This is a genomic window from Paenibacillus sp. P3E (assembly GCF_001909045.1).
Taxonomy (GTDB): domain Bacteria; phylum Bacillota; class Bacilli; order Paenibacillales; family Paenibacillaceae; genus Paenibacillus_AQ; species Paenibacillus_AQ helianthi.
In genome coordinates this window covers 113877-136236 of sequence record NZ_LVWH01000231.1, presented here as the reverse complement: position 1 = coordinate 136236, position 22360 = coordinate 113877, and the positions used below count along the sequence as shown (strand labels likewise).

The window sequence follows — 22360 nt, the reverse complement described above, 5'->3', positions numbered from 1 at the left end:
TGATTATATATTACATATATTATCTCTGTCTGCCTCATTCATATAAAAAAACAGCCCCGTTTGTGTAAAACGGAGCTGCATAAGGCCGTTATTTTTGCAGGCATATTAATGAAGAAAACCTATCCTCTACCCTCAATCTCACTTGCAATTCGCCGGACAAGCTCAGATAGGGTCATGACTCCGGCATCGCCGCCCTCACGTTTTCTTACAGCTACCATAGCGGAGCTCTGCTCTTGCTCACCAAGCACAAGCATGTACGGTACTTTCTCCAGCTGGGCTTCACGGATTTTGTAACCCAACTTCTCATTCCGCAGATCCAGTTCGACGCGGATTCCGGCAGCCAGCAGTTCTTTTTTTACCTGAAAGGCGTAATCGGCATAGTGTTCGGAAACTGGCAGCAGCTTCACTTGCACCGGAGACAGCCACAGTGGAAAAGCACCGCTGAAATGCTCCGTAAGAATCCCCATGAACCGGTCAATGGAGCCATAGATGGCTCGGTGGATGACGACCGGGCGGTGTTTCTCGCCGTCTTCACCGACATAAGTCAGATCGAACTTCTCCGGCATCTGGAAATCCAGTTGAATGGTCCCGCATTGCCAGCTTCTCTTCAGTGCATCCTGAATATGAAAGTCAATCTTTGGTCCGTAAAACGCACCGTCCCCCGCATTTATACGATATTCTATTCCACGCTCATCCAGTACCCTTTGGAGCGAAGCTTCCGCCTGATCCCATAACGCTTCCGAACCCATATAGTCTTCCGGCCGTGTAGACAGCTCTACCTTGTATTCGAAGCCAAATACCTTGTAGATGTAGTCGATCAGCTCCAGTACACCACCGATTTCTTCTTCGATCTGCTTAGGAAGCACGAACAGATGGGCGTCATCCTGACAAAAGGTCCGGACCCGCATCATCCCGTTCAGCGCTCCTGAAAATTCATGACGGTGCACCTGGCCAAACTCTGCGATACGCATCGGCAGTTCCCGGTAGGAATGCAAACTGTTTTTGAACATGAGCATATGCCCTGGACAATTCATAGGCTTCAGCGCATATTTCGTTTCATCCACCTGAGTAAAGTACATGTTATCCTTGTAGTGGTCCCAGTGGCCTGACTGCTCCCACATCCGGTTGTTCATCATCAAGGGTGTGCGGACCTCGTCATATCCCCGTTCACGCTGCAATGCCCGAGAGAAGTTCTCCAGCTCAGTGCGGAGAATCATTCCTTTGGGCAAATAGAAAGGCATACCAGGCGCTTCTTCGGAGAACATGAAGAGTCCCAGCTCCTTACCCAGCTTGCGGTGATCACGTTTCTTCGCTTCCTCCAGCATGTGCAGATGCTCTTCCAGCTTCGCTTTCTTGTAAAAAGCCGTTCCATAGATCCGTTGCAGCATTGGATTATCGGAATTACCGCGCCAATAGGCTCCGGCTACACTCAGCAGCTTAAAGGCTTTGATCTGGCCTGTAGAAACCAGATGCGGTCCCCGGCATAAATCTGTGAACTCCCCTTGCTCATACAGGCTGATCTCTGCGTCCTCCGGCAAATCGTGAATCAGTTCTACCTTGAACGGTTCACCCTTTGCTTCAAAGAACTCGATTGCTTCACTGCGGCTGACGACCCGCCGGACAATCGGCAGATTATCCCGGATGATCTTCTGCATCTCCTGCTCAATTGCAGCGAATTCATCTATGGATATCGGTTGAGCTGTGTCGATGTCGTAGTAGAAGCCGTCCTCGATAACCGGACCAATGCCCAGCTTAATCTTCGATGGGCCATATATTCGTTGGATGGCCTGAGCCATGAGATGTGCTGTGCTATGCCGCAGGATAGACAGTCCATCTGAGCTTTCCGGCATCACGATTTCAACGAGACAGTCGTATTCAACCGCTTGATGTAAGTCAACGGGTCTACCGTCGATTTTGCCGGCTACTGCTTGCTTCTTCAGGCTAGGGCTGATCGATTCCGCGATTTGCGCAATCGTGGTGCTGCGTGCGTACCTCCTAATTGTTCCATCCGGCAGCGTTACATTGATCTCCATGATTGTGGCCTCCATTTCTTCGATTTTATTGGTGTTATAGAACGCAAAAAAACGCATCTCTCCCGGAAAGGGACGAGTGCGTTCTGGCTCGTGGTTCCACCCTAATTTGATCTGCAACGTTCGACCCCCGGCTGTTCGGCGGAAGAATAATATACTAGATCCTCATTGGTATCCGTTATCGGGGATAAAACGGTGGCATTTACAGCGTCCCTAACAGCAGGGAAGGTTCAGTGCCACGGCTGCAAAGGGGTAACATCCTGCCGGTCTCTGTAAGAAGCTCTCACCGTTCACTTCTTTCTCTGGCCAGTCCGCGAAGGATATCATGTCTTTGGTCATTGCCTTGGATATGGTGTTGCTGGTTACATAATACTCATGTCATTTATGAAATGTCAACCACTCAAATAAAAAGACTATTCACCAGTCATTGAACCTGCGGATGAAAAAGTATGATCACAGCATTATTTCACGTCAATTAAATTATCGTAAATACGTGAGATAATATTACCAATATCTTTCACGTCGTATGCAATATGATCCGCACCGGCACTTTGAAGCTCCGCTTCCGAGCCATAGCCGATCATGACTCCGATAGAGGCTACCCCGCAGGCTTTGGCACCGATAATATCATGCTCGCGGTCTCCAATCATCAGCGCTGTTTCCGGAGGAATGTGATTCTCGTCCAGCACATACTGAATAACCTCTTTCTTCTTGGAGCGGGTACCGTCCAGATTGCTTCCAGCTACATGTCTGAAATAGGAGTCCAGGTCATAATGACGGATAATCTCTTCCGCAAATACCGTTGGTTTTGAAGTAGCTACGTATAGATTGAAGCCTTTACTCTGCAGCTCCTCAAGCAGTTCCGGGATACCGGGTATTACCGCGTTCTCGAACATTCCCAGTGTGCGGTACCGTTCGCGGTAGTATTCAACGGCTTGGGCCGCTTTCTCAGCGCTGAAGCCCTGGATTTCTATGAAAGAATCGTATAAGGGCGGTCCGATGTAGGGCAATAGCAGGTCCGGATGCTCCACGGTAATTCCGAATTTGCCCAGCGCGTATTCTACGCTTTTGGTGATCCCTTCTTTGGGGTCGGTTAAGGTGCCGTCCAGATCAAATAAAATACTCTGCAGTCTCTCCATTACTTACGCAGTGCTCCCTTCACGATCAATTGCTACTTGCGTGATTCTACAGCTTTAACTATCATACCTTCGATTCTCCATACTTTCCACACACTTATTTACTAACATGATCATGGCAGTTATTTGATCTAATGGAGGAACTAACATGAACATGACGCATTACATGTCCCTGCTAACGGACAATCAGCCATGGAATTTGATTCTTTTTATGGCGATTCCGGTCATCTTTGCAGAGACAATCACAGTGACCGAATTTATTATTCTGTTCACCAAAAATCTCAACGGGCCGCTTAGGGCGTTTAACCGGGCATGCAGCATACTTGCCGGGCTGTATTTTACAGGAGTGTTTCTGTATTTATTCCCTACCGCCTTTGTTCCGATTACCGCAAACGGGGAATGGCATACCTGGGTTGACGTAGTGGCGGTAAGCTTTTACTTAAGCGGGGTCATCTTCCTGTTGCCCCTTGCCCTCCTGGACCTTGGACTTATTGCCCGTAAGCAAAGTGATGAAAACAAGCTGAGACTACATTTCATCCTGATCAGCGGCTTTCTTGTGGTAGCGCATATCGCGATGATCTTCGGGATGGTGAATCCTGAGATAATGAGCGGGATGGCTGGGATGAGTCATTGAGATTGGGTTGGATGTGAAAATTAAATAGAACGAGCGAAAAGGTATATAGCCGTAACTGCGGGAATGTTTGGACTTTCGGCCGCTGTTGTCTGCAGATTTCTATGATTGAACCGCAATAAGCGGTTGAAATCCGCAGACAGTATATGCTTCCGATGCGAGCTTTCCTTCGGAAAGCTTTCAGGCGGACGCTGCCGCTCCTACAGTTCCAAAATCCCCTCCGTTACTCTCCACCTTTCTCAAAGTTTTTATTTATTTTCCATCCATAGGGATAGGAAAATGGAAAAGAACGCGTGTGGTTGCGCGTTCTTTTTTTATTGCTTATGAAATTATAAAATACATAGAATGTATGGGGACCTTAGAAGCATTTAGGCTGAACATAATGTGATCTGGTAACTCGTTATCGTCTAAGAATGCAGAATGTTACGGACAGAGAAGGCGTTATTTTGCGAATACACTTGTTTCTTTAGCATATACGGACTCAGGAGGCGTTATTTCGTGCATTCCTTCCTGAATTGAAGAGGAACAGGCTACGTAACGTCATCTGTGTCCGTATGATCTAATGAATCGCCTGATCCGACCAAATAAGGGATATACGGTCCGCAACACTCGTGAAAGTACAGAGGAAAATCCAAACCAGTGCAGGCTTTATTATGCTGAAAACCAAAAGTTTATGCGAAACTTATAACATTCAGAATAGATTCGACTCCATTCAATCAAGTTCGATTCGGTCGAATTCAATTGGATATAAATAGGTTTATTTAGTTTTAGTTCACAGTAAGATTGATACTGTTCTCAACTATGTTTTGGAAACCTGACCTCGCAGCGGGTGCCCACACCATATGTACTGGTGATGCGGATCGAACCGCCCAAGAGCTCGATCAGCTTCTTCACGATTGAAAGGCCAAGGCCCGTACCTCCATACTGTCGTGAGCGGGATTTCTCCACCCGGTAAAAGCGGTCAAAGATATACGGAAGCTCGTCTTCAGGAATCCCAATCCCGGTATCTTCTACGATGAAAAGTACGGCGTCGGGTGTAGAATTCAGCTGGACGTTAATCTCGCCCTCATCGGTGTAGCGCACGGCATTTTCCAGCAGATTCATGACAATCTGCTCCATCCGTTTGCGGTCCCCGCGAACTTCAACAGCTTGACCGCTATAAGAAACTGTAATACTGAGGCCTTTTTCTTTGGCCGTTAATTCCAGCTTGCGGGCCGCATGCTCCACAATCGGCTTCAAGTCCACATCTTCCAGGTGTAGCGGAATTTTGCCTTCCTCCATCTTGGCGAGCTCAAATAAATCATCCACCAGGTGCTGGATACGGTGGGCCTCTTGGTCAATGATATCAAGATACAGATTTTTTTCTTCATCCGTCTCGTATAATTCACCCTTCACTACCTTGGCATAGCCCTGTAAATAGGTGATCGGTGTCCGCAGCTCATGCGAGATATTTGCCAGAAACTCCTGCCGGGTGTCTCGATAGCGCTGCAAGTCGATGGCCAGATCGTTGATTGCAGCCGCTAGAAACCCGATCTCATCATTGCTGCTGATCGTCAGCCGGGTCTCAAGCTCTCCTGCCGCAATTTTGCGGGTAGCTTTTTGCATCTGCACCAACGGACGCGACAGCACCCGGGCAATAATCCAGGTGATTCCCAGCGCCAGCACCAAAGCCCCCATTCCCGAGAGCAGCAGGATAACCCGCACCGAATCTATGGATTGCTCCATACTTGCTGTAGAGGACATGACATAAAGCGCTGAACTGATGGTCTGGCCTGCCTTAATGGGTTGTCCTGTCACGAAATAGCGGTTTCCACCGGGATCTTTATAGAGAAAGCTCACACTGTTGCCGGAAAAAATCCGTTCCAAATCTGCAGCATGAATAAATGACCGGTCATCCGAATTATGCAAGCCTGAGTGAAAACTAACGCTCCGGTCCCGTGAAATGTTAAAAATACTCACATTGGAAAATTCAGCAAAGGTACGCATCATTTGTTCGCTTGTCGTATCCTTGGATTCAGCCATCACAGTGAAATGCGAAGCCAGTTCATTCGTTTCAGTCTGCATTTCTTTATAATAAAAGCTGCTGAACATCCGGTCGATGACTATCCCAAGAAACAGCAAAACAATCACAAACACTGACATGATCACAACTCCCAGTTTAAAACCGATGATGTTGTTTTTCATTCGACAGTGCCGGGAATTTGGAATTTATACCCCAGTCCCCATACCGTTTGAACCGGGTTGTAGGGCAGTCCTGCCTTTTGCAGCTTCTCGCGGATATTCTTGATATGTGTGTCGATCACGCGTATCTCTCCGCCAAAATCATTGCCCCAGAGACGTTCCACCAGTTCATCCCTGGTAAATACCCGCTGGCCGCTTCGTGCAAGCATTGTCAGAAGATCGAACTCCTTCAAGGTAAAATCAACACTCTGGCCTTCAATCCAGACCTCTCGTGCTTCTGGAGAGATTCGCAGGCCCGGATAATTCAACTGCTCTTCCTGAGGTTCGACCGCCCGGGTCAGCGATGAACGCCGCAGCAAGGAATGGATTCGTGCCAATAATTCTTCCGGCTCAAAAGGTTTGGTCAGATAGTCATCCGCACCAATTCCCAGTCCATGCACTTTGTCCTTAGTTTCAGAGCGTGCGGTAAGCATCAGAATGGGAAGCTGCGTATGCTCTCGCACAGCACGGCAGACCTGCCAGCCATCCATGTCAGGCATCATAACATCCAGGAGCAGCAGATCAAAGGTGTGCTGTTCGACCATACGGAGCGCTTCGTGCCCTGTCGCCGCTTCCTGAGTAGCAAAGCCTTCTTTTTGTAAATAGATACGCAGCAAATTCCGCATATTCCATTCGTCGTCTATAATCAGAATTTGTGTTTTCATACGTTACCTCACTAATTCCTCCAGGCTTCCAAATAAGGCTTGTGCCGCTTTCATTCTGGTTTCATTACCAACCACACTGAGGTAGTTCTTCTCCGCCACAGCTTTTAGCAGCCCGGCATATTCTCTGATATCTCCGGGTGTAGTAGACAAGATTTCATCCCGCTCCTGCTGCAGCTCTTCTCCAGTAATGTGTTCAAAATAATGCCGGTCCGCCTGCCGTCTCTGAGCACTTAGACTGAGCGGCTGGTCAAACATAGCCAGGGTGCCGATAATCGATTTGGTCATTTCATCCTCATCTGCTACAAAGCTTTCGGCAAACCGGTACGCCTGATCGTAGATCTCCAGTGTCCCCTGCAAATTCGGATCGCGATAGGAAGTGAACAAGAGAATACCCTCTTTTTGTAGAATCAGACTCCCGCCATAAGCTCCGCCTTTTACCCGGACAGCATTCCACAGGTAGGTCAGACTGAGGATTTTTTTGAGAACCTGCATCTTGCCGGAATATGTAAATCCGAGCTTGTTGAAATCATATCCCTTAACTACATACTGCACCTGGCTTGAAGACATGAAGCCTTCGTTACTGGCCTGGTCTTGTGCCTTCAGCACAGGTTGCAGCTCCACCTGCCGGTCCTGTAGATCCAGCTGTTCCAAATTCGCAGCGAACTCCTCATAGATATCCGAAGCCCCTGTCACAGACAGGATCAGATTCTGCTTGTTGAACAAGACTGCGCAGATCTCTTTGAGCGTGTCAGAGAGCCGTTCACTCTGCTGGTCAATCGTATGGGCAAGATCCCGGATAAACCGGTGATAAGCCACACCTCCGAGCTGCTCCTGATACGCACCCCGATCTGAGAAATAGGAAAGCAAACGGCTGGCTGCGATTTCATTGCCTTTCTGGTTCAGAATGGATTCCATCTTTGAGGCTTCCCGGCGGACGATTTCCTGCAGCTTGGTCAAGTTATCCAGATTGCTGGCATAGAGCAGCTCATGGAGCAGCTGCAGAGAATCGCCAATGTTGCCCTTCATCACTTTTATGCGTGCACTGAATTTAGGCTGATATTTGACATCAGAATCTTGAGCAGCACCAAAAACCTCGTTTTGAAAATGAATACCTCCGGTTTTGATCCCAATTTCACTGGTGAGCTCTTCAATACTGTAAGCGTCAGTCTCCAATTGGCCGAATACCTTAGACAACAGTGTCAGATAAGAAATCTGCTCTACGGCAACAACTCCGGTATCCCAATACAACTTGATATAGGCGATTTTGTTCGTAGGTATCTCATGATGAATCAGTTTTATGCCTTTAAGCGTGTATTCATGAGTAGGTACTTGAGGTGGTGCGCAGCGGGTAATGTCCTGAAGGGACAGCCTCGGAAGTTTTTGCAGATCCTCTGGTGCGTCCGGACGGCTCTGCCGGGCCAACAGGTTCTGTGTGTTCTTAACAAGCTGACCGAGCTGTTCAGGGGTCAAAGACGATTTATATTCAGCAAGCTGCTTACGGCAATTTGCTTCTTTTTCGGCTGCAATGGTATTTGAAGGTTGAAGTATAACTACACTGCAATGTTGACTGTTCAGCAGATACGTTTCGATCAGCTGTTCAAAATAACGGTCCGCACATTTTTCCCGGATGGCAGCAAACACTGTTTCATATTCCAGATGAGCAGACGGTGAACCTTCGTACAGCCAGGACTTCATAACCTCAATATTATAGGTCAGCCCTTTCGGATAGCGGTCAAAGTCCGCTTCACGCAGTTCAAATTCCTTGCTGTTGACTGCAGCGAGAACCAGCTTCTCATCCAGTCCATCCGCTGCAAGGCGGCTTAATGTCGTTCTGATCAGATCCAGAAAAGCAGCCTTGGATGAGGGATTGGAGTGAGTCAATGTAATACCCAGCAGCGGCTGGACCATACTGTCGGAATAGAAGGCAAACGCGTCTTTGCCCAGACCGCTTTCCAGCAGTGCTTGTTTCAGCGGAGCAGCGTTGCTGTCCATCAATATGTTTTTCAGAATAGCAAAGGCCAGATTCAGCTCCCGGTCCAAAGAGGTTCCAATCACATAGTTCATGCTCAGATAGGTCTTATCCTCAGCTGTTTCTGATTCCAGAATGGAATAATCCGCCCTAAATTCCGTCATTCCCATCGGCTGCTGCATAGGTATGGCGGTATCGAAGTCATTCCGGGTGTACTGGCTGAGGTATTCCTGATGGATGAACTCCAGCCTCTCTTCGATGTTCACATCCCCATAGAGATAAAAATAGCTGTTGGACGGATGGTAATAGTTGCTGTGCGCCGCAAGGAACTGCTCATAGGTCAATGTTGGGATATCCTGAGGATCTCCGCCGGAGGAATGACGGTATAGGGTGTCCGGATACAGCGACTTTTTGATCCGGTCCAGCAGTACCGTAACCGGTGAGGAATAAGAGCCTTTCATTTCGTTGTATACAACGCCCTTATAGATCAGCTCATCCTCCGTACGCTGTAGCTCGTAATGCCAGCCCTCTTGCTCAAAAATCTCCTGCTGCTTATAAATATTCGGCTTAAACACGCTGTCCAGATAGACCTCCATCAAGTTGGAGAAATCCTTGTCATTCCGGCTTGCCACCGGATACATGGTCTTATCGGCAAATGTAAATGCATTCAGAAATGACTTCATCGAGCCCTTTAACAGCTCAACAAACGGTTCCTTGACCGGATATTTATCCGAACCGCATAATACGGAATGCTCTAAAATATGAAAAACTCCCGTGCTGTCCACGGGCGGAGTCCGAAAGCTGACGCTGAACACCTTATTATCATCCTGATTCTGCACGAAAAGCAGCCTTGCGCCGCTTTGCTGATGCTCCATTGTAAATACGGAGGATTCGATTTCCCGGATATATTCCTCAAGTATGACTTTAAATCCGGAGTAGACATTGCCTGTTTTCAAGCTGCTCATAGATTGTCCTCCTTTATTTAGGGCTGTATTTCACTCTATGAGCTTATCATATTACGGGTTTATTGTTCTAACCTAAGTTAATGCCCGGAGTGAGGGTCTCCCCCGGAGGCAGAAGAGATCTCCAGCATATCGTCGATTTCACTTTGCGTACCGCTGGAAAGGGTGTCGGTATCACCGGTCAGCCAGGCATGATTATACGGACCTTCCGCAGGAGAATCCTTGAATTTCGGTTGAAGCTCCATTGTATAATTCATTAACGAATCCGGCATACCATCTTTTTTTGTGAAAACTAGCGGTGCATGTTTGCCTAAGTGTGACAACGGCGCGGCTGCAATCGCCAGCATGGTCGAATCCGCCGTCAGCAAAGATAAGTTATGTCCGGGCGTTGTGATGCCCCAGCCGAAGCCGTTAGCCTCATCCTTGAACTTCGCAAAAGCAATAGCGTTCGTGTAAGGATTATCGCCGGAAATCCGCTTTACCGTTCCGTATTCCTGAAGTTGTGCCTCAACATCTGCCGAAATTGCGGACGTTGGGCCAAGAATGTAGATAGCCGCTTTACCTCCGCGGGCTTTGAGGGCTTCTGCAGTAGCTTCCGGAATTTTTCGTTTACTCACATAGAGTAAGGGCTCGGGCATATGAGCGATCCAGTTGACTGCGGGCAGTGTATATTCAGGACTGTCCACGGAGCCGACTATGACGCTTGGCGGCAGCGCTCCGGACACTTTTTCATAATAGGCATCGATCGATTTAGCAACTTCATCTGGTTCTTCCCCCTCTATTTTATCCACCTTCAAATCCAGGACCTTTAGTTGATCTTCTACACCGTCTGCTACTGTTCCGACAAGAACCACTTGAACACCATCGTTACTCTCCGCTCCCATAGGCTTAAGTCTTTTGAGTTCCGTCAGCGTAACTTCCGGAATACCCTCTTTGGTGATGAATAGCACCGGACCATTGCTTGGATGATGGATCAAGTCCGTGCTTACCGCGGCAATCTGCCAGCTGCTGACATCGGTAAGGACTACACTGGAAGGCCGATTGTTCTTCGTTTCCGCCGTCCACAGGGATTGAGATACGAGCACTGCCGCTTGAATCGGATCTGAGGTATTGATTCTGGTTGTATTCTTGGTAGCGATCCAGGGTATAGAAACAGCTGATTGTGATGGAGTGTCCGTTGACGCGGAACGTGAGTTATTCGCCGTAGAACAGCCTGCCAGCGCCGCACCGAGCAATATAGTCAAAGCAGCTTTACATATGGTTTTCTTCACCGGTGTATCCCTCCATTTCATTGCACTCGCGAATGTAAATAGAAGTGTACCGGATAATTATGTAGAAAGAATGTAGAATTGCAACAAATAAAGAATGACTATTATCTGAGAGGTGATATTTCTTTGAATATTTCTTTGAATCTTTCTTTTCGTACAAAAACGGCTGCACCGCCCTTCTCTGAGCGTTACAGCCGTTTTCCTGCTTCCTATGAATCAATTTGCAGTTCTTTTTACCAGGCTACACGGATAATCAGACCTTTGGGATCGCCAACCTCCAGATAAGCCGCTTGACCGTTGACATCATCATACGGGAAGCCGTAGGCCAGGCCGCTGATGCTGTGGTCATGCCAGAACTTCGCATAATAATTGGCTGGAGCAGCATTGTAATAATTAGCTACATTGTTCCAGTTGCTGGTTGTATAGACATGGCGGTTGATCGCAGCCGCAGTAGCGGCATCGGTTAGGGCTCCGTCGCAGCGGAGAATATCCTTCGTGCTATAGCCGGAATAGCCAGCGAAATAGTTGGCATTTGCTCCGCCTGGAGCAAAGGATCCATAAATCGGCGCTATGATCCGGTATGGCGCTTGATCGGTAGCCAGCGATTTGAAAGCGGCCGGCACTTCGTTCTGATATTTGGTGAATATTCCGGCACGGGTTTCAGATTCCAATTCACCTACGGTTCGGTCGTAGGAGCCGGACAAGTTCACCAGACGGTGCTGGATCGGGAAACCGAAAGCATCAACCCGGGTAGTATTGCCATGATATCCGGATCCATCGACAGTAAATTCCACAAAATCAAAATAAATATTGCGGTTCGGATCGGTTAGATTGTTGATATCCGGTCCGGCGAAGCCTTCAGTATAGGTTTTGATGTACAATGGTGAACCTACACTGAGGAACATCCGCCCGGAAGTGATTTTAGGCAAGTTCACCCAAGAGGCCTGGCTGACCGTATGATAAATATTCGCATAATTCACGCCATTCTTGGTTAAGTGGCCTGAAGCGTCATTCAGAGCTGGTGAGATCGGCACCAGATTACCATTCAGGTCCAAATAACTCCATTGTCCGTTGGCCGGATTGATGCCGAGAACGCCCCAGTAGATCTGGCTGTCCGGATATGCGCCGACGGTTCCGTTCATTACCTTAAGCGACAATGAACCGCTTGGCGCTGTAGGGATGGAAGAAGCAGGAATCGAATAGATCGACCCGGAAGGATTCGGTGGTGTTGGTGTAGGTGTTGGTGTAGGTGTGGTTCCGGCAGTGTAAGAGAACCAGCCAGTGTCAAAAGCAGGCGTTCCATTGTTGTACGTGAAGAAATAGTTGATTGCGGTTCCGCTGGAAACACCCGTTACGGCTTGTTCATAGCGGGCGTTGCTGCTGCTGTAAGTCATGCGGAGATTCATCTGAGCACCGTTATTAACCTTGTAATGCACATCAGTCCAACTCGTGCTGACAGTTGATTTGAACCAGATAGTTGCCGTAGATCCTGACAAATCAACACCTTGCGAGTAATCGGCTGCCTCCGCCTTGGAGGCGAACAAAGGGAAACAGGAAACCAGTAGCAGAAGCGCGAGTACGGACATTAGCCATTTTTTTCTCATCGCAATCTTCCTCCATTAAATGGTATAGGTTCAATCACGCACCATAAATGTATGCGTTTACAGTGTTGATTATAGTATCCTTGCAGAACATTTAGTAGGAGCAGAATTTCGGTTTTTGGCACCATATTTCGGGTGAATCGATATAATATGGATTTTTTCGGCATCGGATACTGCAAAAAAAGAAAAAAGCCTTAGTTCTCCATAATACAGGAGGCATAAGGCTTTTTTAAATCCATTCCAGCTTTACCAATGCTTCGCGATGAAGGTGTCGCGTCCGGATTGCTCGCGGTCCTCTTTATAGTGCTTCGGATTCTTTTTATGATAGTCCTGATGGTATTCTTCCGCCCGGTAAAAGACCGGCGCCGGCAGAATTTCCGTCACTACCGGACCTTCGAACCTTCCGCTTGCCGCTACCTGTTCCCGGGAGGACAACGCAGCCTGACGCTGCTCTTCATTATAGTAGAATACCGCTGTCCGGTATTGGGACCCTCTATCCTGAAACTGTCCGCCGTCATCGGTCGGATCAATTTGCGGCCAGAACAGCTCCAGCAGCTTCCCGTACGGGAACAACGCCGGATCATAAGTGATCTGGACTACCTCATAATGGCCTGTCGTTCCTGTTTTGACCTGCTCATAGGTCGGATTCTCTACGGATCCTCCGGCGTAACCGGAGACAATCCCATGAATTCCGGGGAGCTCCTCAAAAGGTGTTACCATGCACCAGAAGCAGCCTCCGGCAAACATTGCCTGTTCCATAATCTGTATCCCTCTCCCTGTCTATCATCTGCCATACTAGAAACGTATGTTATGAAGATAAGGCTAAATCCGTTTCAAGTCAATTTGAGGGAGTCCATGGCCCATTTTTTTCCAGATGCTTCTGAGGATGTATAAATACCGTCAATCACCTCAAGGGCCTTGATCCCCTCGTTCCCGTCAATCCAGAATTCCCGGCCATCGATGATATGCTTGTAGAAATCACGGATTAACAGGTTGTGACTGGTTCCCCAGTAAGACTTCCCTTCGACTGCCGTGGACAGGGGTTCACAGAGCAGCGTTTCATGGCCATCCTTCCAGAGGTACAGGCAGTCTCTGCGCAGAAGCAGTGTGCCCAGTTCAAAGATAAGCTCTAATTCAACCGGAGAATTCACTGAATACGCATTTGTACCATAAAAAAGCCCGCGTACTTTATTCTTGAAAAGAATGCAGGCATGAGCAGTATCCTCCACTTCAATCACTTCATTCAGCACATCTGTGGTCACACTTCCCTTAATGGAGGTGATTTCGCCTCCGAACCATTGCAGCAGATCCAGGGTATGGATCGTCTGGTTGATCAGGACTCCGCCACCTTCGGTAGCCCATTTTCCGCGCCAACTGCTCTCTGTGTAATAGGCTTCGTTCCGGTTCCAGGTCACAATCCCCTTCATGCAGATCAGTTGGCCCAGAATGCCGGAATCGATAGTTTCTTTGATCCGTATGGATGGTTCATTATAGCGGTTCTGAAAAACAACACCCAGTTGCCCCTTGCTGACCGCAGCAGCCTCCTGCATCCGCTGGGCAGAAGACACATCTATGGCCATTGGTTTCTCTGTCAGAACATGATGTCCTGCCTGAAGAAATTCTACTGCCATCGCCGCGTGGAGATGATGCGGTGTGCATAAATGGATTATGCCGATATCTGTTCTCCCGAGAAGCTGCTTGTAGTCTGTTACCGACTCACAGCCGTAGTCCTGTGCAGCTTGTGCTGCCCGTTCAGGATCTGAATCGGCAACGGCTACCAGCCTAGCCCCTTCCATAGATAGAATAGCCCTGGCATGCAGGGGAGCAATGGCCCCGCAGCCGATGATAGCTGCACCTATTGTACTCATCCAGTTCACCTTCCGCTCTGCTCTGTGTTAGATTCTGCTATCTGAGACTATCCGGTGTAAGGTTCAGAGCCTGCGATTGTGCTGTGAGACACAGCTCTGCCGCTTTAAAAACATGGGCTTGTGTCATCGCCAGCTCCGAGCGCTGCAGACAATCCAGAATAAGCTCTCCGAAGAAAGGAAAGCCAATCTTACCGGCCACCTGCTCATAATGCTCGCCTTGACTGTCTACCCAGAAGACATGATCCGGTGTATTCGAGCGGGCTAAATCGGTGTATTTACGCAGCTCCAGGTATCCCTCGGTTCCCATGATAATCATGCGCCCGTCTCCCCATGTGCCGAGTCCCTCCGGAGTGAACCAGTCCACGCGAAAATACTGGGTTGCTCCGTTGTCACCCACCAATGTGGCATCTCCGAAATCCTCCAGCTCCGGGTAGGCTGCGTGGTTGTAATTGGCAACCTTACTGTGCAGCACCTTGGCGTCACGGCAGCCGGCATAGTATAGAAATTGTTCGATCTGGTGACTGCCGATATCACAGAGAATACCTCCGTATTTCTCACGCTGAAAGAACCACCCTGGACGACTAGGCGCATTCAGACGGTGCGGCCCCATTCCGATGACCTGAAGCACGCGGCCAATCGCGCCCTGTCTGATCAAATGACCTGCATATACTGCACTTTCCACATGCAGACGTTCACTGAAATAGCACATATATTTACGTTTTGTCTTCTCTGCCTGTACCCGCGCTGCCTCCAGCTGCTCTATAGCTGTAAAAGGCGCCTTGTCTGTAAAATAATCTTTCCCATGTGCCATTACACGCAGGCCCAGTGGTCCCCTCTCGGAAGGAACGGCGGCTGCCGCCACCAGGCGTACCTCAGGGTCTTCCAGTATTTCTTCTGCAGATCTGGCCACCCGGACTCCCGGATATGCGGCGGTGAAGGCTTTGACTTTTTCCTGATCCGGATCATATACCCATTTCAATTGCGCTCCGGCCTCCACCAGGCCGTTGCACATTCCATAAATATGCCCATGGTCCAGCGCAATTGCAGCGATTATGAATTCACCCGGTCCCACAACCGGTTTTGCTTCATGCTTGGGAGCATAATTCATTCCGTCATTACGGCTCATTCTTCTTCCCTCCAGATCTGATTACAGCAAGGTATGCAGATACTTCAAACTGATCTCGAGACTCTCGAACGGATTGCGGCGGCAGACATCCTGTTCTACCACATACCACTCTACTCCTGTCTCGCGGCAGGCTTCAATGATCGCTCTGTAATCCATATTGCCTTGGCCGATTTCCGCAAACTCCGCTTTTCTCGCGACCACCGCCATATCCTTCAGATGCACTACCCGCATTCTGTCTTTCACCTTGTTGATCCAATCCACCGGACTTCCTCCTCCGGCCTGAACCCAGTAGAGGTCCAGTTCAAAATCGAACGCCTCCGGGTCTGACTCCTGCAGCAGTACTTCAAGACCGGTGAGGCCGTCCAGACGCTCGAACTCAAAATCATGATTATGATACACAAACTGCAGTCCGTGCTTATGCTTCAAGACTTGTGCAATTTCGGAGGCTTCCCTCGCGAATGTGCGGTAGCCTTCCTGACTTGTCTGGTACTCGCCTGGAAGTGCTCCAAGCCCGATGTATGTACAGTTCCATAGCTTATGCTCGGCGGCCAGTGCATCCAGATCGTTCACCAGCCTGTCCCAGGGAACATGTGTCGCACAGATCGCAAGCCCGGCCTCATCCGCGTATTGCTTCACCAGCTGCGGATCAATCGGGCCAATACCCGATACCTGCACTGCCTGATAGCCAATGTCCTGTACCTTCAGAAAACTGTCACGCAGTCCCTCAGCAGTCTGGGTGAATTCCCTTAGGGTATACATTTGCGCGGCAATCGTTGAAGTCTTCATAGGTCGCTTCACTCCTTGAGTCTTAGTGTGTTCCAGATACATTCAGTGTCGTTTGTGCAGTTATATCCTTCTGGAAGGTGGAATTCTGCACTTTTTCCATCAGCTTCTCATGAAACAGATCGCTGTCGATCGGCAGTTCCACCCAGTTGTCTGTCCATGCGGACAAATACATGGCGTTTGAGAGTGTCAGGCCATGGATGCCTTCTTCTCCTGGTGCAAGCAAAGGTTCATCGAACAGGATGGCATTTGTGAAGTTGCGCAAAATACCTTTGTGCTGCTCTCCATCCCCTTTCCCCACCGGGATCTCGCATTTCCAGCATTCCGGTGCTCCGAATCCGCCCTTAAATTCAGCATTGAACACAGGCTCCGGTATGCGCAGCCGCCAGAAGGTCAGCGTACCGTCTTCAATAACGATTTTTCCATTGTCCCCTGTAATTTCAAAACGGTTCGTCCCCGGAGCTTCTCCGGTTGTGGTGATAAACAGCCCGGTGGCACCATTAGCATACTCGGCATAAGCGGTTACATCATCCTCGACCTCGATCTTGCGGTATTTGCCAAAGTGGCAAAATGCCCGGATGCGCACCGGCATCATTCCAGTGGTCCACTGCCAGAGATCCAGTTGATGCGGGTCCTGATTCAGCAGCACCCCACCGCCTTCTCCGGCCCAGGTCGCACGCCAGCCGCCAGAATCGTAATAGTTCTGGGATCTGTACCAATTGGTAATAATCCAGTTCGTACGGCGGACCTCACCAAGCTCACCGGCCTGAATCAGCTCCCGGAGTTTCTGGTACAGCGGGTTGGTCCGCTGATTATACATAATACCGAATTTGCGGTCCGATTTAGCAGCGGCGTCGTTCATTTCCTGAACTGCTTTGGTGTATACACCAGCAGGCTTTTCAATCAGAACATGAAGTCCGTAGCCCAGCGCTTCTATCGCGAGCGGAGGGTGATCATAATGCGGCGTGGAAATTAATACGGCATCAATAGCGCCTGACTGAAACATCGCTGTCGCGGTGCTGAAATGCTTCACTTTCTCCGGTAATTGATCCACCGCCCATTCCAGGCGTTCAGGACTGATATCGCATACGGCAGCCAGTTCCGCCCCCTTCACATCTTCAAGCAGACTCAGGGCATGAGCCCGGCCCATATTTCCGATGCCGATAATTCCATATCGTACCTTTGTCATCTCTATAATCACTTCCTGATTTCAGTTTATGTTATGAGAATAACCTTAATCTTTGAGTGTGAACATGACTGGAATTAAGGAGTATTTGTATATAATTAAGATGTATTAGATAAATGAAAGCGGTATAATAGAAACAATAACCTGAAAGGAGGTGCTCTATGGATCGATTGGGAAATATGACAGGACGCCTGCTGCAAAATCTGAATGTCACCGTAACCCATGCCCAGCTCACCACCGGGTACCCCGGCTGGAACCGCACGAACGAGACACCTTCCTTTAACCGGCTTTATTTTATTGACCGCGGAGAAGGAAAAGTGATCATTAACGGAGTTGCTTATTATCCCAGACCGGGACAATTAATGATCATGCCTGCCGGTTCCATACAGACGACCGAAACATCGCCAGACCATCCATATACCCGCTACTATTGCCATTTCGATGCCCGCATCGGGGAGTGGCCGCTGTTTTATTCTGCGAACAAGCTGTATATCAGCGATGCTGCCGATCCGGATGCGGTCCGGGCGGTATTTACTGAGATGATCTCACTGTTTCAAGCTGAGGGCTTTCTCTCCTCGATTCGTGTGCAGGCCGCGTTGCTCAATCTGATGGCGTTATGCCTGGAGGCTGGCGGCTACTCTGACTTCATGGATGAGCTGCTGCATACCAGTGATCAGGGCAAACTCGCGCATGTGCTGGAATACATTGACCAGCGGCTGAAGCGCCCCCTTGAGGTCGAGGAGCTGGCGGAGCAGGTGCATTTGCATCCGAATTACTTCATCCCTTACTTCAAAAAATTCATGGGGGTCACCCCCATGCATTATGTACAGCTCAAGCGGATGGAGCTCGCCAAAAAACAGCTTTCTTATACCGGATTCAGCATCTCCGATATCGCCGAACAGGTAGGCATGGAGCTCGCCCACTTCTCTAAATACTTCAAAAAAACAACCGGGGTCTCCCCTTCGGCCTACCGGAGCAGTACACGATAAATCCCTGTTAACTGTTTGTTTACTCATCCTGGGTTGCGCCTCCGCGCAGCACCCTTCAGAGAGGAAGTGCCATATATGGCTGAGTTAGCCTTACAGCCTGCACTTGCAGGCAAAGTTGCTGTCATTACCGGAGGAGCGGGTGTCTTATGCGCTGTCATGGCACAGGAATTAGGACGCCAGGGAGCCAAAGTTGCTATTCTTAACCGCACCGCTGCAAAAGGTGACTCTCTTGCTGCCAGGATTAGCGCAGCTGGTGGACAGGCCCTTGCTGTGGCTTGTGATGTTACAGAAGACAGCAGCGTGCGGAGTGCCGCAGCTGTAGTTCTGAAGCATTGGGGGCCTTGCGATCTGTTAATCAATGGGGCCGGGGGAAATCAGCCGTCAGCGGTTACAACGAAGGAAACATTATCTGAAGGAGATTTGGAGAACCCGGAAATTACCTCTTTCTTCGATCTTTCAGCATCCGGCTTCCGTCAGGTCTTGGATCTCAACCTGGTTGGCACACTCCTGCCCACGCAAATTTTCGCCAGGCAAATGCTTGGGCGTCCGGGGGCATCCGTAATTAACATCTCCTCCATGAGCGCTGCATCGCCAATGACCAAAGTCCCTGCGTACAGTGCGGCGAAGGCAGGGATCAATAACTTCACCCAATGGTTGGCCGTCCACCTGGCTGAGTCCGGAATTCGGGTCAATGCTATCGCTCCGGGCTTTTTCCTGACGAAGCAAAATGAGAAGCTCCTGCTGCGGGAAGACGGAGAACTGACCGAACGATCACACAAAATCATCTCCCAGACTCCGATGCGCCGCTTCGGGAAACCGGAGGATCTGCTGGGTACCCTGCTCTGGCTGGCGGACGAAGAGATGTCGGGTTTTGTTACAGGGATTACGGTTCCGGTCGACGGCGGATTTATGGCATATTCGGGGGTATAGATTCCATCGACCCAGCCCCATAATATAGCAATCCATAAGAAATACAGCTGAAGAAGTTTGGTACAATGGGCAGGTCAGAACCAAACATCAACCCTGGAAAGGATGTTGTTCACATGGCTAATTTTACGGCTTACCTGATGTCGGAGGATGCCAAAGCTCAAGCGGAGTTCTACATTGAGGCGCTTGGCGGCAAAATGAATTCCATTACCAAACACGGAGACTTGCCTAATGCGAGTGAGGAATTGAAGGACAAGGTGATCAATCTCAGCTTTATGGCTGCCGGAGTCCATTTTATGATGTCTGATTCCGTCCTCGAACCGGTTAGTTATGGGAATACAGTCAACTTAAACCTGGAATTCGCGGAAGAAGCTGAAGCGCATGCAGCTTTTGACAATCTGGCAGAGGGTGGTGTGGTCAAGGAAGCACTGAACCCTGCATTCTGGGGAGCGCTCTTCGGACATGTTCAGGATAAATTCGGCATCCTCTGGATGATCACTACAGTGCCTAAGCAGGACCAGCAGTAAGCTGATGCAAATATGCTTCGGGTATAGACGCTTCTTGATCTTATCGAGAGGCGTCTATTACCTGTACGGCCAGCCCTCTTCATCTAAGCAAATCCAAAAGCAATCACCAGTATATACCCCAGCACGGATAGCAGAACAGATCCGATCAGTCCGGCCAGAAATGGCTTTTTCCCCATCCGGCCAAAGGTTCTCAGATCAATCCCCAGCCCCATCCCCGCCATTGCCATTGCCAGCAAAAGGTAAGCCAGAACAACAAGCTCACTTGTGATTCTTGCCGGGATAATACCTAATGTATTGATTCCGCTCATTACCAGAAAGCCGAGGATAAACCAAGGGACCGGCAGCTTCTTCCACTCTATGGCTTTCTTAATCTCCCGCGCCTCCGCTTCCTCAGCAGGATTCTCCACTCTCTCCTTCTTACGTGTTCTGTAGGCTTCCCAGCTTCCGATGAGGATAGCGACAGGGATCAGCATCGCCACACGGGTCAGCTTCACAATGACCGCCAGATCCGCAGCGTCCCTGCCCGCCGGAGCGGCAGCAGCAATCACATGAGCCACCTCATGAAGTGTAGCTCCTGCAAAGATCCCGTAGCCTGCCTGACTCAATCCCATGAACGGATACAGCAACGAATATACCAGTGTAAAAATCGTACCCAGTATTGCTACAGTGGCTGCACCGACAGCCGTTTCATGTTCAGAAGCCTTGATTTGCGGGGCAATTGCCGCGACTGCTGCCGCTCCGCAAATGGCTGTACCGCAGGCTGTCAGCAGACTTAATCTTCTGTCGATTCTGAAACATTTGGCCAAGCCGTACACGGTGAATAAAGTGAACAAGATATTGATTACTGCAATGGCAAATACCTTCGGGCCGGCAGCCAGGATATCTGCAAGGTTGAGTCTCATCCCCAGCAGAATGATTCCCGCCCGAAGCAGTCTTTTGCTGGAAAATTGAATCCCTGCCATCGCACTATGCGGAACGCCAGCCGCTGCACGGAATGTTATACCCAGCAGAATGGCCAGGACCAGTTGCCCCAGAATATTCATTAGCGGCAGCAGAGCGAGATATTTGGCTGCTACGGCGAGCAGGAATGTGATTCCAATCCCCCAGGTCACCCCCGGGAGCTTCACTGTATATGGATTCAGCTTATGTGTAGGGTTCATCTGCTTCACTCTCCGTCCACCGCTCACGGCGGCTAAGTCTTGATAGCTTCACTATAAGTGCCTCTCACGTGAAAGTGAAATACAGCTTTGCTATTCTTAGCATCAGTTTTTGTTATGATCGAACGCGAACGATATGATAAAATGCATGATATAAAGGCTATTCCGGCATTTTTGCCGATTTAAAATGAGGGATTCATATGATTGTTGATGCACTGAATGTATTTGTTACCGTTGTGGAACAGAGTCATTTCTCTAAGGCGGGCGAGCTGCTGGGCTTGTCACAACCTGGTGTAAGTCTTCATATCCGCAATCTGGAGAATGAAATGGGAACCAAGCTGCTCCATCGGTCGCCGAAGCAGGTCCGCATGACGGAAGCTGGAGCGATACTCTATAAGCATGCCAAGCAGATTCTATCCCATTATGAGGAGGCTGGGCGGGAAATTCGTCTGCTGCGGGATGAAGTAACAGGAAATCTTCATATCGGGGCAAGCTTTACGATCGGGGAGTATATTTTACCGGCCAAGCTTGCTGCATTCGCCAAACAGTATCCGCTGGTCAGCCTTCAGTTGACCATTGGCAATACGGAGGAGATTATCGCGGCAGTAAGAATGAACCAGCTGGATGTGGCTTTTATCGAAGGTGAAACCACTGACCCCGAGCTTGTGATCATTCCTTACATGAAGGATGAGATGATCATTGTCGCCCCTCCAGGACATCCGCTCGCAGAGAGTCTTGCGGTGGAAAAGGATATGCTACAGGAGGAGACCTGGGTCCTGCGCGAGCATGGCTCCGGCACCCGTGCTTTTAGCGATCATTTTCTGCAGGAATCGGGGGTAACTATGAAAAGATCGTATGTATTCAACAGCAGTCAGGGTGTCAAGGAGGCCGTCTCTGCCGGACTGGGGCTGGCGATCCTGTCCAGATGGATCGTGCGCAAAGAGCTGGCGGGCGGCGAAATCAGCGAGCTGCGGCTCAGACAAAGACTGCTGGAACGTGAATTTCTGATCATCCGGCACAAAGGCAACCCGGAGAGTATGGCGGTACAGATGTTTATTGAGAAGCTGCTAGCTGTACCCCGAACGTAACGCTAGAAAAACCGATATGCGGCGCTTCAACAGCGGCATTTCTGCCGTTGTTCCTGGGCAGACCCGCCTGTGGGGCTCCACTAGCGGCATTTCTGGCCTTGACGGAGAAAAGCCGCTGACCCGAATTTAATTGGGAACAGCGGCTATTGACGTACTGTATGGCTGATAGAAGCTCAGGCCAGCAGCTACAGCAATGCGGGAACAGCGGTATGGATGACCTCTCGGGT

General features: G+C 49.5%; 18 protein-coding genes. 5 read left to right on the top strand and 13 right to left on the bottom strand.

All coding sequences use genetic code 11. The features are described from left to right. Positions 1 to 119 precede the first annotated feature (119 nt). Together thrS and A3842_RS30310 are read right to left on the bottom strand one after the other, a co-directional pair. A complete protein-coding gene (gene thrS, locus A3842_RS30315) occupies positions 120 to 2033 on the bottom strand; it encodes a threonine--tRNA ligase (RefSeq protein WP_074103799.1) in 1914 nt (637 codons plus the stop codon). A 458-nt stretch (positions 2034 to 2491) separates the two neighbouring features. Next, complete coding sequence (locus A3842_RS30310) at positions 2492 to 3169, bottom strand: HAD family hydrolase (protein WP_074103787.1); 678 nt, start codon at positions 3167 to 3169, stop codon at positions 2492 to 2494. A gap of 145 nt (positions 3170 to 3314) precedes the next feature. Between A3842_RS30310 and A3842_RS30305 the strand changes: the two genes are divergently transcribed. After that, positions 3315 to 3800 carry a DUF6803 family protein gene (locus tag A3842_RS30305; RefSeq protein WP_074103786.1) on the top strand — a complete coding sequence of 162 codons (486 nt, stop codon included), beginning with the start codon at positions 3315 to 3317 and terminating at the stop codon, positions 3798 to 3800. A 792-nt stretch (positions 3801 to 4592) separates the two neighbouring features. Here A3842_RS30305 and A3842_RS30300 read toward each other — a convergent pair. From A3842_RS30300 to A3842_RS30255, 10 genes are all read right to left on the bottom strand, one after another. Further along, positions 4593 to 5939: a sensor histidine kinase gene (locus A3842_RS30300; RefSeq protein WP_244169649.1), complete on the bottom strand. Its 1347-nt coding sequence runs from the start codon at positions 5937 to 5939 to the stop codon at positions 4593 to 4595. 38 nt (positions 5940 to 5977) lie between these two features. Then, complete coding sequence (locus tag A3842_RS30295; protein WP_074083449.1) at positions 5978 to 6682, bottom strand: response regulator transcription factor; 705 nt, start codon at positions 6680 to 6682, stop codon at positions 5978 to 5980. Between the two features lie 3 nt (positions 6683 to 6685). Beyond that, entirely contained in the window at positions 6686 to 9616 is a 2931-nt protein-coding gene (locus A3842_RS30290) for an insulinase family protein (RefSeq protein ID WP_074103784.1), read from the bottom strand. Positions 9617 to 9693: 77 nt separating this feature from the next. After that, the gene (locus A3842_RS30285) at positions 9694 to 10884 is read right to left on the bottom strand and encodes a cell wall-binding repeat-containing protein (protein ID WP_074103783.1); all 1191 of its coding nucleotides are present in this window, start codon (positions 10882 to 10884) and stop codon (positions 9694 to 9696) included. 230 nt (positions 10885 to 11114) lie between these two features. Beyond that, entirely contained in the window at positions 11115 to 12485 is a 1371-nt protein-coding gene (locus tag A3842_RS30280; RefSeq protein WP_074103782.1) for a glycoside hydrolase family 64 protein, read from the bottom strand. A gap of 243 nt (positions 12486 to 12728) precedes the next feature. After that, positions 12729 to 13241 carry a peptide-methionine (S)-S-oxide reductase MsrA gene (gene msrA, locus A3842_RS30275; RefSeq protein ID WP_074103781.1) on the bottom strand — a complete coding sequence of 171 codons (513 nt, stop codon included), beginning with the start codon at positions 13239 to 13241 and terminating at the stop codon, positions 12729 to 12731. Between the two features lie 74 nt (positions 13242 to 13315). After that, a complete protein-coding gene (locus A3842_RS30270) occupies positions 13316 to 14350 on the bottom strand; it encodes a Gfo/Idh/MocA family protein (protein WP_074103780.1) in 1035 nt (344 codons plus the stop codon). Between the two features lie 37 nt (positions 14351 to 14387). Continuing rightward, positions 14388 to 15476: a Gfo/Idh/MocA family protein gene (locus A3842_RS30265; RefSeq protein ID WP_074103779.1), complete on the bottom strand. Its 1089-nt coding sequence runs from the start codon at positions 15474 to 15476 to the stop codon at positions 14388 to 14390. Between the two features lie 21 nt (positions 15477 to 15497). After that, complete coding sequence (locus tag A3842_RS30260) at positions 15498 to 16262, bottom strand: sugar phosphate isomerase/epimerase family protein (RefSeq protein ID WP_074103778.1); 765 nt, start codon at positions 16260 to 16262, stop codon at positions 15498 to 15500. Between the two features lie 22 nt (positions 16263 to 16284). Then, entirely contained in the window at positions 16285 to 17448 is a 1164-nt protein-coding gene (locus A3842_RS30255; protein WP_074103777.1) for a Gfo/Idh/MocA family protein, read from the bottom strand. Between the two features lie 158 nt (positions 17449 to 17606). Here A3842_RS30255 and A3842_RS30250 point away from each other — a divergent pair, with 158 nt between their 5' ends. The 3 genes from A3842_RS30250 (at position 17607) to A3842_RS30240 (ending at position 19888) form a co-directional block, all read left to right on the top strand. Then, a complete protein-coding gene (locus tag A3842_RS30250) occupies positions 17607 to 18434 on the top strand; it encodes a helix-turn-helix domain-containing protein (protein ID WP_074083458.1) in 828 nt (275 codons plus the stop codon). Positions 18435 to 18509: 75 nt separating this feature from the next. Then, positions 18510 to 19364 carry an SDR family oxidoreductase gene (locus tag A3842_RS30245; protein WP_074103776.1) on the top strand — a complete coding sequence of 285 codons (855 nt, stop codon included), beginning with the start codon at positions 18510 to 18512 and terminating at the stop codon, positions 19362 to 19364. 113 nt (positions 19365 to 19477) lie between these two features. Further along, positions 19478 to 19888, top strand: coding sequence for a VOC family protein (locus tag A3842_RS30240; RefSeq protein WP_074103775.1), 411 nt, complete (start codon positions 19478 to 19480; stop codon positions 19886 to 19888). 83 nt (positions 19889 to 19971) lie between these two features. Here the strand turns inward: A3842_RS30240 and A3842_RS30235 are convergent, their stop codons facing one another. Beyond that, the gene (locus A3842_RS30235) at positions 19972 to 21048 is read right to left on the bottom strand and encodes a YeiH family protein (protein ID WP_074083461.1); all 1077 of its coding nucleotides are present in this window, start codon (positions 21046 to 21048) and stop codon (positions 19972 to 19974) included. Between the two features lie 197 nt (positions 21049 to 21245). Here A3842_RS30235 and A3842_RS30230 point away from each other — a divergent pair, with 197 nt between their 5' ends. Beyond that, entirely contained in the window at positions 21246 to 22133 is an 888-nt protein-coding gene (locus tag A3842_RS30230; RefSeq protein WP_074103774.1) for a LysR family transcriptional regulator, read from the top strand. The last annotated feature ends 227 nt before the right edge of the window (positions 22134 to 22360 follow it).